This is a genomic window from Neisseria sp. N95_16, assembly GCF_002551535.2.
Taxonomy (GTDB): Bacteria; Pseudomonadota; Gammaproteobacteria; order Burkholderiales; family Neisseriaceae; genus Neisseria; species Neisseria brasiliensis.
This window is the reverse complement of the sequence record NZ_PDBT02000070.1, coordinates 1-13,375: the sequence shown is the minus strand read 5'-3', so window position 1 is coordinate 13,375 and position 13,375 is coordinate 1. Positions and strand designations below refer to the sequence as shown.

Annotated in this window: 9 protein-coding genes and 1 pseudogene; 3 read left to right on the top strand and 7 right to left on the bottom strand. The window is 50.5% G+C overall.

The annotated features are described in order from the left end of the window. Nucleotides 1–84: pseudogene (locus tag CRG49_RS10380) on the top strand (IS5/IS1182 family transposase); the annotation flags it as partial. A 144-nt stretch (nucleotides 85–228) separates the two neighbouring features. Here CRG49_RS10380 and parC read toward each other — a convergent pair. Beyond that, entirely contained in the window at nucleotides 229–2,559 is a 2,331-nt protein-coding gene (gene parC / locus CRG49_RS10375) for a DNA topoisomerase IV subunit A (protein ID WP_095502058.1), read from the bottom strand. A 269-nt stretch (nucleotides 2,560–2,828) separates the two neighbouring features. Between parC and CRG49_RS10370 the strand changes: the two genes are divergently transcribed. Next, entirely contained in the window at nucleotides 2,829–3,974 is a 1,146-nt protein-coding gene (locus CRG49_RS10370) for a 5-methyltetrahydropteroyltriglutamate--homocysteine S-methyltransferase (RefSeq protein WP_095502057.1), read from the top strand. Between the two features lie 87 nt (nucleotides 3,975–4,061). Here CRG49_RS10370 and CRG49_RS10365 read toward each other — a convergent pair whose 3' ends face one another. The 4 genes from CRG49_RS10365 to CRG49_RS10350 form a co-directional block, all read right to left on the bottom strand. Beyond that, nucleotides 4,062–5,630 (bottom strand): AbgT family transporter, encoded by a 1,569-nt coding sequence (locus CRG49_RS10365; protein WP_095502056.1) that lies wholly within the window; start codon nucleotides 5,628–5,630, stop codon nucleotides 4,062–4,064. A gap of 174 nt (nucleotides 5,631–5,804) precedes the next feature. After that, nucleotides 5,805–6,239, bottom strand: a complete 435-nt coding sequence (locus CRG49_RS10360; RefSeq protein ID WP_095502055.1) for a universal stress protein — start codon at nucleotides 6,237–6,239, stop codon at nucleotides 5,805–5,807. A gap of 229 nt (nucleotides 6,240–6,468) precedes the next feature. Then, nucleotides 6,469–6,909 carry a universal stress protein gene (locus tag CRG49_RS10355; RefSeq protein ID WP_095502054.1) on the bottom strand — a complete coding sequence of 147 codons (441 nt, stop codon included), beginning with the start codon at nucleotides 6,907–6,909 and terminating at the stop codon, nucleotides 6,469–6,471. A gap of 405 nt (nucleotides 6,910–7,314) precedes the next feature. Then, nucleotides 7,315–8,106, bottom strand: a complete 792-nt coding sequence (locus tag CRG49_RS10350; RefSeq protein WP_095502053.1) for an inositol monophosphatase family protein — start codon at nucleotides 8,104–8,106, stop codon at nucleotides 7,315–7,317. 144 nt (nucleotides 8,107–8,250) lie between these two features. On the opposite strand from CRG49_RS10350, the gene CRG49_RS10345 reads away from it, so the two are divergent. Next, nucleotides 8,251–8,976, top strand: coding sequence for a 16S rRNA (uracil(1498)-N(3))-methyltransferase (locus tag CRG49_RS10345; RefSeq protein WP_095502059.1), 726 nt, complete (start codon nucleotides 8,251–8,253; stop codon nucleotides 8,974–8,976). A gap of 71 nt (nucleotides 8,977–9,047) precedes the next feature. On the opposite strand, the gene glyS is transcribed toward CRG49_RS10345, so the two are convergent. Next, on the bottom strand, nucleotides 9,048–11,108 hold the full coding sequence (gene glyS, locus CRG49_RS10340) for a glycine--tRNA ligase subunit beta (protein WP_095502052.1): 2,061 nt from the start codon (nucleotides 11,106–11,108) through the stop codon (nucleotides 9,048–9,050). Nucleotides 11,109–11,274: 166 nt separating this feature from the next. Then, complete coding sequence (gene msbA, locus CRG49_RS10335; RefSeq protein WP_095502051.1) at nucleotides 11,275–13,125, bottom strand: lipid A export permease/ATP-binding protein MsbA; 1,851 nt, start codon at nucleotides 13,123–13,125, stop codon at nucleotides 11,275–11,277. Nucleotides 13,126–13,375: the final 250 nt, after the last annotated feature.

The window sequence follows — 13,375 nt, the reverse complement described above, 5'->3', positions numbered from 1 at the left end:
GCTACTCGCTATGAGAAATTAGCTCGTAATTTTAAATCGATGCTTTACTTGGCTTGCTCTATTATTCATGCTAAGTTAAATTGAGGACACGCCCTAGTATGAATGATTCGGCAGCCTGTCGTATGACTGCCGAACTTGCTGTGCCAATCCTGTAGGCACAACGCGTATTACCCAAGAATATCACGATTTGGCATAAAGTGTGATGACATCGGCTAAATCATGCTCGGATTATAAAGAACCTGCACCGAATAATTGTTTCAGACGGCCTGAAAGCGGCAGAGGCTTGCCTTTTTTGCCACGTTTGCCGCTGATGTCGGCCAGTTGAATGCGTTCTTTATAGGTAGCACCGCGTTTGCCTTCGCTCTCGGCGTGGATTTCCGGCGCGGAAACCACGGCAATGTGCGCCAATTGCTCTTTCTCGCCCAAGCTGATGAGCTGCAAGCCACGGCCTTTGGCCATGACTTTGAGTTCGTTGAGCGTAAAGGCGAGCGCTTTGCTTTCTTCCCATAGCGAAGTTTGGCACTCGGCCACCGCCACCACTTTGCAATCCGGATTAATCAGCGACGAAGCATATACCGATACCGGTGGCAACACCGTTTCGGCCGATTCCACGCTCATCACCACTTTGCCTGCTTTTACACGACCGACCATGTCGCCGAGTTTGGCAATAAAGCCGTAGCCGCCGCTGTTGCTCAACAAATAATGCTGATCCGGCAAACCGGTGAGCATGGCGACCACTTCGGCGCCGTTTTGCACGTCCACCAAAGATGCCACTGGTACACCGTCACCGCGGCCGCCCGGGATTTCCGAGGCATCTAAGGTGTAGGTACGGCCTTGTGAGTCAAGCACTACTACCGGCCATACGGTGCGGCTTTCCAAGGTTTGCTTCAAACCGTCACCTTCTTTGAACGTGGTTTGCGCCAAATCCAAATTGTGGCCGACGCGGCTGCGTATCCAGCCTTTTTTCGACAAAATCAGCGTCACCGGCTCATCGGCGGTGGTTTGCGTCAGCGTGGCGCGGCCGGCTTCTTCGACCAAGGTGCGTCGCTCGTCGCCAAATTGTTTCATATCAGCTTGCATCTCTTTAATGATGAGCTTTTTCTTTTCGTTTTCATCGCCGAGTAGCAGGTTCAGACGGCCTTCTTCTTCGCGCAGTTCGGCCAGTTCTTTTTCCAGCTTGAAGCCTTCCAAGCGCGCAAGTTGGCGCAGGCGGATTTCGAGAATGTCTTCTGCTTGGATTTCGCTCAAATCAAATGCCGCCATCAAATCGGCTTTCGGTTCGTCTGATTCGCGAATCACCCGAATCACTTCGTCAATGCTTAAGAAAACTTTCAGACGGCCTTCGAGAATGTGCAGGCGCTTTTCCACTTGGGTCAGGCGGAATTTCAGACGGCGTGTTACGGTTGTTACGCGGAATTTCAGCCATTCCTGCAAGATGGTTTTCAGGTTTTTTTGTGCAGGGCGGTTGTCCAAGCCCATCATCACCAAGTTGACCGACACATTGCCTTCCAAAGAAGTTTGCGCCATCAGCGTGTTCATAAACGCATCCGGCTCGATGCGGCTGGATTTCGGCTCGAACACCAAGCGCACGGGATGCTCGCCGTCGGATTCGTCGCGCACTTTTTCAATCAAATCCAGCATCAGTTTTTTGGTATTGAGCTGATCTTGGTTGAGCTGTTTTTTACCGGCTTTCGGCTTCGGATTGGTTTGTTCTTCGATTTCGGCAAGAATTTTGGCGGCGTTGGCATTGGGCGGCAACTCGGTCACAATCGCCCGCCATTGGCCACGCGCCAGTTTTTCGAGTTCATAACGCGCACGCACGCGTACGCTGCCTTTGCCGCTTTCGTAAATCTGCTGTAAATCGGCGGCAGGGGTGATGATTTGGCCGCCGCCGGCAAAGTCGGGTGCGGGGATGTAATCCATCAAATCAGCGGTTTCCAGCGAAGGTTTCTTCAGCAGGGCAATCGCTGCTTTGGTGACTTCGGTAAGATTGTGCGACGGAATTTCAGTCGCCATGCCCACGGCAATACCGCTGGCACCGTTGAGCAACACCATCGGCAATCGGGCGGGCAGGTGGATGGGTTCGTCAAACGCGCCATCGTAGTTGGGAGTGAAATCGACCGTGCCTTGATTGATTTCGCTTAACAATAATTCCGCAATCGGCGTCAAACGCGCTTCGGTGTAACGCATGGCCGCCGCACCGTCGCCGTCGCGCGAGCCGAAGTTGCCGATGCCGTCAATCAACGGATAACGCAGCGTGAAATCCTGTGCCATGCGCACCATCGCTTCATACGCCGAACTGTCGCCGTGTGGGTGGTATTTACCCAAAATCTCACCGACCACACGCGCCGATTTCACCGGTTTGGCGCCGGCGGTCAGACCCATGTCGCGCATGGCATAAAGGATGCGACGCTGCACCGGTTTCTGGCCGTCTGAAACTTCAGGCAGCGCGCGGCCTTTGACCACGCTCATGGCATATTCCAAATACGCGCGTTCGGCATATTGGCCGAGAATCAGATGGTCGGATTGGATAGGGGAAACAGGGATTTGCTCGTTCATGGTGCGGCTAAAATAAGAGTGAAATTCAAGCGCCGTATTGTAAAGCAAAACGGTGTTTCTTGCTGAAGTTTGCAAAGGCCTTTACTTGATAGGCCGTCTGAAACCTAGCAGATTCTGTTATACTCAAACGTTAATTACAGTCGTTTAAAATAGAAATCAAACAAGGCGACAGCAACCGCCGTGTACACCGAGTACATCAGGGCGCTGGCAACGCAGTATGATTTTTATTTTAAACGACGATATAAAACCGTTACCTAAAAAGGATCATCATGAGCACGCTTTTCCCAAACGCGACTTTACGCGACCGCGCCCCTTTCCGTTTCGACATCGTCGGCAGCTTTTTACGCCCTGACGCCTTGAAAAAAGCCCGCAGCCAATGCGCCTGCGGCGAGTGTTCGACCGACGAATTACACCAAGTGGAACACGCCGAAGTGAGCCAATTGGTGGCCAAAGAAAAAGCAGTCGGCCTGCCAAACGTAACCGACGGCGAATTCCGCCGCACATGGTGGCACTTGGATTTCCTGTTTGAATTGTTGGGCGTGGAATTGGTAGAAGCAGAAGAATACAGCACCCAATTTCAAGCGCACATGCGCCCGATTACCTTGAAAATCACCGACAAAATCGAATTCCCGAAAGTGCATCCGTTCATCAACCACTTCAAAGCCCTGAAAGCCGAAGCGGGTGATTATCCGGTGAAATTCACCATTCCGTCGCCAAGCATGCTGCACCTGATTACCTGCGTGCGCACGCCGAATCCGCAATTGATTGAGCGTTACCAAGACAACGAAGAATTGTTGTTTGCCGACATCACTCAAGCCTACATCGATGCGGGTAATGCGCTGTATGCCGAAGGCTGCCGCATTTTGCAATTGGACGACACTTCTTGGGGCGAATTCTGCTCGGAAGAAAAACGTGCCAAATACGAAGCACAAGGCTTGGATTTGGACGACATCGCGCGTAAATATGTGAAAGTGTTGAACGACATCCGCGCCGCTTTGCCGCAAGACATGGCCGTAACCATGCACATCTGCCGTGGTAACTTCCGTTCGACTTGGTTCTCCAGCGGCGGTTATGAGCCGGTAGCGGAAATCTTGTTCGGCGGCTGTAACGTTGACGGCTTCTTCTTGGAATACGACAGCGACCGCGCCGGCGATTTCAAACCATTGCGCTTCATTAAAGACCAGCAAGTCGTGTTGGGTTTGATTACCTCAAAATCTGGCGAACTGGAAGCCAAAGAAGAAATCATCGAGCGCATTAAGGAAGCCACACAATATGTTGACATCAACCAATTGTGCCTCAGCCCGCAATGCGGTTTCGCTTCTACCGAAGAAGGCAATGAATTGACCGAAGAAGACCAATGGAAAAAATTGGCACTGATTCGCAGCATTGTTGATGAAGTGTGGGGCAGCAAATAATCTTAGTATCGTGAAAGATGATTGAGATATGGAAAGGCCGTCTGAACGTAAAGGGTTCAGACGGCCTTGCTTATAAAAACCTAAACCTTAAGGCTGGTAATACGTTGCTGAGCCCGGACCCACCGGCCAGCCCAATACGAACACCCATACATAAAACAAAATCATCCAGCCGATGGCAAAGGCAATCGAGTAGGGCAGCATCAGCGAAACCAAAGTGCCCACGCCCGCATCTTTTTTGTAGCGGATGGCGATGGCTAAGGTCAGGCTGAAGAAAGGCATCATCGGCGTGATAATGTTGGTCACCGAGTCGCCGATACGGTAGGCCGCCTGAATCATTTCCGGCGCGTAGCCAGCCAACATCAGCATCGGCACGAAAATCGGTGCGGTGACCGCCCATTGCGCCGAAGACGAGGCAATCATCAGGTTAATCATGCCGCAGATGATGACGAAAAAGACAAACAGCAAGCCGCCGCCCAAGCCGATTTCTTTCAGGAATTCAGAGCCTTTCACCGCCAGAATCGGGCCTAGGTTGCTCCAGCCGAAATAAGCCACGAATTGCGACACGAAGAAGATCAGGGTCAGGTAAATCGCCATCGAGCGCATGGAGCTGACCATACCGTCCACTACGTCGGAGCTGGTTTTCAAGGTGCCGGCGACTTTGCCGTAAGCCAAGCCGGAAAGGGCAAAGAACACGAAAATCAACGCCACAATGCCCGACATCAACGGCGAATTCATCAAATCACCGGTTTCCGGATTGCGCAGCGGTGCGCCTTCGGGCAGACTGGCGGCGGCAATCAAACCGAGCAACACCAAAATCGTGGCAAAAGCCGCCCACAAACCTTTTTTCTCTTGCGCGTTCAGTTGCTCAATGCTCATGCTTTCCGCACTACCGTCACCTTCGGATTTGTCATAAGCGCCTAAGCGCGGCTCAATTAATTTATCGGTAATCAGAAAACCAAGACCGGCCACCAAGAAGGTGCTGACTGCCATAAAATACCAGTTGGCTTGCGCGCCGACCAAATAATCCGGTGCAATCAATTGCGCAGAAGATTGAGTGATGCCCGACAAAATTGGGTCAACCGTGCCGATTAACAAGTTGGCGCTGTAGCCGCCCGATACGCCGGAAAATGCAGCGGCAATACCGGCCAAAGGATGGCGGCCGAGCGAGTAGAACACCATTGCAGCCAAAGGAATAATCACCACATAGCCCAGTTCCGCTGCGATGTTGGACATCACGCCCGCGAACACGACTGCCAAGGTCACCAAGCGTTTCGGCGCATTCAATACGATGGCGCGCATGGCTGAGGAAATCAAGCCGGATTTTTCCGCTACGCCCACACCGAGCAAGGCCACCAAGGCCGTGCCCAAAGGGGCGAAGCCGGTGAAGTTGCTCACCAGATGGGTGACGATTTTGGCCAAGCCTTCGCCATTGAGCAGGTTAATCACACGAATCATGCCGTCTTCGGCGCGGCCTTTGGTGCCTTCAGGGCGCGGGTCAATCACGCTCACGTCAAAATACGCACCCACTGCCGACAAAATCAGCAGCGCGATAATCAAGGCTAAAAACAACACCACCGGATTGGGCAGAATATTGCCCAGCCTCTCCACGATGTTGAGAAAACGGTTAATGCCCGTTTGTTTGTTCGCTTGCGCCATACATCCTCCTTTGTGAAATCAATATTTCAGCTATTGTATGTGAAATTTCGTAAATTGCTAAATATCAGGAAGTTATTAATGCGCGTTTTTCGGGCATAAGAAAAGGCCGTCTGAAACACATTTACCTAAGGGCTTATTCGGTAAGTGTTTCAGACGGCCTGATATGACCATTAATTAATTGCGTACAACCAACACATCGGCTTTGGCGTGTTCAATAATGTAGCTGGCGCACGAGCCAATCATCAAGCGCTCGAATGCGTTCAAGCCGGTGGCGCCGGTCACAATCAAGTCCACTTTCTCTCGCGCCGGAATATCAACGGCGAGCAGGGCTTTCGGGTTGCCTTTTTCAACAATGCAAATCACATCAGTGCAGCCTGATTCCACGCAGCGCTTGGCGCAGCCGTTGACCAATTCTTGCGCCTGATCCTGAAACTTGATTTGTGTGCCGTCGTCAAATGCTGCCGCTCGGTAGGATTTGATTTCTTCAACGATGTGAACAATCGTCAGGCGTGCGCCGTTGCGTTGGGCGATGGCGGTGGCTTTGTTCAAGGCTGCTTCTGCTTGTGGCGAACCGTCGATACCGACCAAAATGTTTTTATATTCGTTCATACGTCATCTCCTTGGTAAACGTGAAAAGGTAAATGTCTCAAAGTGTTTTTCTTCAGCTTGTTTTTATCATAATCAGATTCAGACGGCCTCTCATTGATTTAAATCTAAACTCCGGCCGATTTCTACTGCAAAATCGGTTTTTTTGGATAGGCCGTCTGAAAAACATCGGCTGATTATGCAAACTACACCTGAATTCAGGTGCAGTCGGATAACGGAATAATCGCTTGGATTATTCAGTGCGCACCACCAAGACATCGGTTTGCGCATTTTGAACAATATATTCAGAAGATGAGCCGACCAACATGCGCTCCAAAGCATTCAGGCCGGTTGCGCCCAAAACAATCAGGTTGATGTTTTCACGCTGTGGAATGTCTTCCGATAAAAGCAGCTTTGGATTACCGGTTTGCAAAACCAAATCCACTTCGGCAACACCTTGTTGACGTGCATGCTCGGCATAATCGTTCAACATGGTTTTGGCTTCGGTTTCAAGCTGCTCATAGACGTTTTGCGTGAGCAGCGTGGTGTGCTGCATCAGCGATTGATCGAGAATATGCGCAATTACCAAGCGCGAATGGTTACGCAGGGCAATGGCCACGGCTTTGTGAAAGGCTTTTTCTGCTTGTGGGGAACCATCGATGGCGACAAGAACGTTGCGGTATTCGAGTAACATGATATTGTCTCCTTTTTTGTTGTCAGACACTATGGGCCATTGTTATTATCTGTTTTCATTTTTAGTATAGTGCCGAGCAGCAATAGGGGCGTAGTGTATTTACACTTATTTTCATGTTTATATTGATTTCAATTACTTATCATTTTAATTTCATCAAGTTTGAACGATGACTACGCCAGCGCAAAAAGAGCAGACAAAAAAAACCATTCATACCAAGGGAGAAGTATGAATGGCCAATACATTGCGGGAAAACGTCTTACTTGCTGCACTGCCCAAAAGGGATAAAAGAGCAGTGTGTGTCAGCACGAATAATTTTACTATTCTGAGTATTAAATACTGTTAAGAAGTGAAATTATTTTAATAAATTGTCTAATTTAAGCGAATATTAAAGTTAGATAAAAGACTTTATTGATTCTGGCGTATCCAAGCTAGCCATTTATTGAACACATTTGGCTCAAGCGCGGCGATGACCGAGCGTTTGAATACATGCTCGCCACTCCAAAATGCATCACCTTCCAAAGTATCCAAGCAGCCGCCAGCTTCTTCAAAAATCAGCGCACCGGCAGCATAATCCCACAATTTCTGCCCGCCGTGCACATACACATCATAGCGGCCGCAAGCCAGATAGCACCAATCCATCGTGCTGCAGCCCATGCTGCGGCTGGCGCCAACTGGGGAGAGCGTGCTCATGCGGCTGGTGAGTTTGCCCGAGCGCAGGTATTTGATTTCCACACCGGCAATCGATTCTTTTAAGTTTTTTTCTACCAAGCGCAAGGGCAGACGAGTGCCGTTTAAAAATGCACCGTTGCCGCGTTCGGCATAAAAGCATTCTCCGCTAACCGGATTATAAATCACGCCCAATTGCGCGCGCCCGTTTTGAATATAGGCCACGGAAATGGCAAAATGCGGCAGGCCGTTGATGAAATTATTGGTGCCGTCGATGGGATCGACCACCCACAAGCCGCTTTCCGAGTGCGCCTTCCACAAACGGATTTGCTCTTGAGTGGTCATTTCTTCGCCCATCATCGGGCAATCAATGATGAGTGGTAAGCCTGCAGCAAATGCGGTTTGCGCTGCCAAATCGGCTTCGCTGAGCATGGAGCCGTCAACTTTTCGGCTGGCCGGCGTGTTGAGAAAACGAGGCATCACTTCTGTTTGCGCGACGTGACGAACCAGTTTTTGCAATCGGTGTAACAATTTTTGTCCTTAAATAGCAGAGGTCGCTTAAAATAGCGGTACCGCGTTGGCCAAGTGACCCATGCCGGTATCGCGTTTGCCCGAATGCAGCTTGGCCACTTCGGTCTGTTTGACACATTATATACGTTAATAATCCTGAAAACTATGCCCCGTTTTTATCTTACCGATTCGATTGCTTCAGGCCAAATCCTTGACCTGCCTGATAATATTGTGCGCCATCTGAATGTGTTGCGCTTGAAACATGAAGAAGAGATTGTTTTATTTAACGGCAACGGTTATGCTTATCCTGCCCGCTTGCTTGATTTGGAAAAGCGCCGCGCCCGCGCCGAAGTCTTGCGTGAAGAACATACCGACAACGAATCGCCGCTCAATATTACCTTAATCCAATCCGTTTCCAGCGGCGAGCGCATGGATTTTACCCTGCAAAAAAGCGTGGAATTGGGTGTAAGCGAGATTCAACCTGTGATTAGCGAACGCACCACCGTGCGCCTACAAGGTGAGCGCGCCGATAAAAAAGTTGAGCGCTGGCAGGAAATCGTGATTTCCGCCTGCGAGCAAAGCGGCCGCAATATTGTGCCAAAAGTGTTACCACTGATTTCTTATCGTCAGGCTTTACAGCAGATGCCGTCTGAAAAAACCAAATTATTATTAAGCTTAAACCGCGCGCAAAAGCTAAACCAAATCCAACCCTCTTCAGACGGCCTGGTTTTTATGGTCGGCCCTGAGGGCGGCTGGAGCGCTGCCGAAGAAGAGCAAGCCTTTGCCGCCGGTTTTCAATCCGTTACCCTAGGTCCACGCGTGTTGCGTACCGAAACCGCTTCTCTAGCGGCCATTGCAGCCATGCAGACGCTGTGGGGGGATTTTGTGTAGGTGAGAATTAATAGAAAAGGCCGTCTGAAACTCATGGTTTCAGACGGCCTTTAGTTTTAATCATTAAAACCTTATTCGCTCAATAAAGCAATATCGGCCACGGCATTCATTTGTTCGGCCAATTGGTTCAGCAGATTTAAGCGGTTTTGTTTGATAGCGGCATCGTCGGCCATCACCATCACGCCGTCGAAGAAGGCATCGACTTGCGGTTTGATGGCGGCTAATTCGGTTAAGGCCGTCTGAAAATCGCCTTGGGCAACAGCGGCGGCAATTTTCGGTTGCAAATCGCGTGCAGCGGCAAACAAGGCTTTTTCTTCGTCTTGCTGCAACAGGCTTTCGTTGACGGCGCCCAGTTCGGCATCGGCTTTTTTCAGCAGATTTTGTACGCGTTTGTTGGCGGCGGCCAGCGCGGCAGCTTCCGGCAGCGCTTTAAACGCGGCCACCGCTTGCAGCTTGGCTTCCACATCGTTCAGGCGGCTTGGATTTTTCGCCAATACGGCAGCCACGATGTCTTGCGGGTAGTCGTTTTGCAACAATACCGCCAAACGCGCCTGCATAAATTCGGCCACTTCAGACGGCGTGTCGGCATTGAGCAAACCTTGCGGGAATACGGCAAAGGCCGTCTGAACCAGCTCGTTCACGTCCAAATCGTTTTGCATCACCATGCGCAAAATACCTAAAGCCGAGCGGCGCAGGGCGTAAGGGTCTTTGTCGCCGGTCGGAATCAGGCCGATGCCCCAAATGCCAACTAAAGTTTCCAGCTTGTCGGCTAATGCGGCGGCAGTAGCGACTTTGCCTTCCGGCAACGCATCGCCGGCAAAACGCGGCTGGTAGTGTTGCTCGATGGCGTTGGCGATTTCTTCGCTTTCGCCGTCCAAGCGGGCATAGTATTTGCCCATTGTGCCTTGCAATTCAGGGAATTCGCCCACCATTTCGGTAACCAAGTCGGCTTTCGACAAGCGGGTCGCGCGTTCGGCAGCGGCAGCATCCGTGCCCAAACTTTCGGCGATGTGGCGGCTGATGGCCGCTAAACGCTCGATACGCTCGGCTTGGTTGCCCAGTTTGTTGTGGTAAACCACTTGCGAGAGCTTAGGCAGGCGGCTTTCCAGCGTGGCTTTTTGGTCTTGCTGATAGAAAAATTCGGCATCGGCCAAACGCGCACGCAATACGCGCTCGTTGCCGGAAATAATGTGCGACGGATCGGCAGCTTCAAGGTTGGATACCAACAAGAAGCGGTTCATCAGCTTGCCCGAAGCGTCTAACAGTGGGAAGTATTTTTGGTTTTGCTGCATGGTCAGAATCAAGCATTCCTGCGGCACGGCCAAGAAATGTTCTTCAAAACCGGCTTCCAATACCACCGGCCATTCCACCAATGCGGTGACTTCATCCAATAAGCTGTCGTCGGCCGCTACGGTGGCGTTCAGACGGCCTGCCTGTTCGTTCAATGCCGTCTGAATTGCATCCTTACGCTCGGCAAACGAAGCAATCACTTTGCCTTCGGTACGCAGTTGTTCGGCATAGCTGTCGGCCTGTTGAATGGTGATCACGCCGTCTGAAAGGAAGCGGTGGCCCAAAGTGGTGTTGCCGCTTTGCAAGCCCAAAACGCTTGCGTTTACCACATCCGCACCGTGCAGCACAATCAGGCTGTGTACCGGACGCACAAAGGTAAAGGTGCTGCTGCCCCAGCGCATCACTTTCGGAATCGGCAGCTTTTTCACCGCCTGATTGATGATGTCGTCGAGCAGGGCAGACAAAGGCTGGCCGGTTTGGGTAAATTCATAGGCAAACACATCTTGCTTGCCGTCGTGAATCACTTTCAAATCTTCAATCTTTGCCCCCGCACTGCGTGCAAAACCTTCCAAAGCCTTGGTCGGCGCACCGTCTTTCATGCCGTTGGCGACGGCAGGGCCTTTTTTCACAATCTGCTGATCAGCTTGAACAGGCTTCACGTTTTTCACCTGCACAGCCAAACGGCGCGGCGAAGCGTAAGCAGTTACGGTGGTTTCACCGTCAATCAGTTGCGCTTTTTCCAAGCCTTCGGCAATGGAAGCGGCAAAATGGTTGCCCAGATTATTCAGGGCTTTCGGTGGCAATTCTTCGGTTAAGAGTTCGATTAAGAGGGTTTGGGTCATTGCATGCTTTCAATCAATAATTGAACGACGGCGCTTCAAACAGGCCGTCTGAAAATAGGGTTTGCCCAGTAAAAATATGGGCTTGATTATACACAAAGTTACAAGGGAAATTAAGCGGAGCAAGGCGATGGCTTACTCTGTGTTTTCATAGTGGACAGGGGCAGTGTTATTCAGCATTTTGTGGTATATGCTGTAATGCGGCATAGTAGCCTTGTTTTGCCAACAATTCCGCATGGTTGCCTTCTTCAATAATTTTGCCGTCATCCATGACGATAATGCGGTCGGCTTGTTCAATCGTGCTCAAGCGGTGGGCAACGATAATGCTGGTGCGACCTTGCATCAGGTTTTCTAAGGCTTGTTGTACTAAGCGTTCGGATTCGTTATCTAATGCACTAGTAGCTTCGTCCAACAGTAAAATCGGTGCATCTTTAAGTATGGCGCGAGCGATGGAAACGCGTTGTCGTTGGCCTCCGGAAAGTTGGCTGCCGTTGGCGCCGATGGTTTGATGTAAGCCATGTGGAGAGTTGTGTACCAAATCTTTCAGATTGGCGGCTTCGAGTGCAGCCATGACTTCCGCTTCTGTGGCTTCGGGGCGGCTGTAACGAACATTTTCCAATAGCGTGTCGTCAAACAGGAATACATCTTGCGATACAAGTGCAAATTGGCTGCGCAGATTAGTCAATTGCACATCAGCAATATTGATGCCATCGAGATAGATTACCCCTGAGCTTGGCTCGACAAAACGTGGTAGTAGGTTGATGGCAGTCGTCTTGCCGCTGCCGGATCGGCCAACGAAAGCAACACGTTCACCGGGGTGGATGTCAAGATTGAAATTGTCAAGCGCTTTATGACCTTCTTCGGTGTAGCGTACATCAATATGATCGAATTTCAGACGGCCTTGTACATTAGACAAGGTGTGTTTGCCTGTGTCGTTTTCGGGTTTTTCATCTAAAAACTGGCAGACATTATCTGCGGCGAGAAACATGGTTTGCATGGGGATGCTGATGTTGGCCAAGTTTTTAATCGGCGAGAGCATTTGCAGCATAGCCACAATAAAAGCCATAAATTCACCGATGGTGGTGTAGCCTTGTTGGCTTTGCCATAAAGCGATGAAAATCACCACGGCTAGGGCAAATGAGGCAATGAGTTCGCTAAAGGGCGAACGGGCGGCAGTAGCTTGGGTGATTTTTTTGCCTAAGCGTACGATGGTATGGTTGACATCAGCAAAGCGGCTTGAAGCCTGTTTTTGGCCACCGAACAGTTTCATCACGCGGTGGCCTTGATGTACTTCTGTCACCACATTATTGAGCTTACCAATACTGAGTTGCGCGCTGGCGATGATGCCTTTGAGGCGGTTGCGGTAATAGCGTGAAAGCAATGACAAAAGCGGGAACATCAGCAATACAATTAAGGTCAATTGCCAGTTAAGATATAGCAATACGCATACCAAACCGATGACGATTAAGGTATCGCGGGTAAGAGTGATGAACACATTGCTGGCGTTGCTGATGGATTGTTCGGCCATCTGAACCATGCTCATCAAGACGGTACCGGATGGATTTTTTTGATGGTAATCTGAAGAAAGAGTGAGCATGTGTTGGAACATGTCGCGGCGGATATGGCTTACAGCCATCACCGATACCCATGTCATCAGATAGGTACTGGCGAAGCGGCAGATGCCGCGAATCAAGACAATCACGATCAGAAACAGCGGAACCGTCCAAACTTTATTTTCGGTGCCCCAAATCATGTGGTTAAACTGGTCTTTCCAGTTTTGCACAGTGGCCACAATGCCACTGGCGGCATTTAATTCCGGCGGTGCGCTGGGAGCAGCAAAGCCTTGATTGACCAAAGGTGCGATAAAGGCGGCCAGATAGCTTTCGGTGGCGGCCACACCGACAATGGCCAGCAACGACCAAATAATGCGCGCTTTGTAGGGCTTCACATAAGTGAGCAGGCGCATGAAATTGTGCGTGTCGGCTTTGGTGAAGAGACCGAAGGTGAGTTTTTCTATCATAGGGCACTTTTAGTGGGTAAAGCTTTGTCGCCTAAATGCTTTCAGACGGCCTGTTTAGACTAGCGGGTTATGGCTTGATTGGATATGTTTAGCAAGCAAACATACCGGATTTAAATTTCAGACGGCCTTTGTGATGGAATCAAGGCCCTTACATTCGCATTTCAAGTGCAACGCTCAAATGCCATTGGCAAGGGCTGCTGAAAACAGATCACCCGGTGTCTCATAGTCCAATGTCTTTCTCGGTCGGCGG

Bases quoted from the DNA above. Each gene is read 5' to 3' on its own strand.
- CRG49_RS10360 (WP_095502055.1), bottom strand. From the start codon at position 6,239: ATGAACGAATATAAAAACATTTTGGTCGGTATCGACGGTTCGCCACAA.
- parC (WP_095502058.1), bottom strand. From the start codon at position 2,559: ATGAACGAGCAAATCCCTGTTTCCCCTATCCAATCCGACCATCTGATT.
- CRG49_RS10365 (WP_095502056.1), bottom strand. From the start codon at position 5,630: ATGGCGCAAGCGAACAAACAAACGGGCATTAACCGTTTTCTCAACATC.
- CRG49_RS10345 (WP_095502059.1), top strand. From the start codon at position 8,251: ATGCCCCGTTTTTATCTTACCGATTCGATTGCTTCAGGCCAAATCCTT.
- msbA (WP_095502051.1), bottom strand. From the start codon at position 13,125: ATGATAGAAAAACTCACCTTCGGTCTCTTCACCAAAGCCGACACGCAC.
- glyS (WP_095502052.1), bottom strand. From the start codon at position 11,108: ATGACCCAAACCCTCTTAATCGAACTCTTAACCGAAGAATTGCCACCG.
- CRG49_RS10370 (WP_095502057.1), top strand. From the start codon at position 2,829: ATGAGCACGCTTTTCCCAAACGCGACTTTACGCGACCGCGCCCCTTTC.
- CRG49_RS10355 (WP_095502054.1), bottom strand. From the start codon at position 6,909: ATGTTACTCGAATACCGCAACGTTCTTGTCGCCATCGATGGTTCCCCA.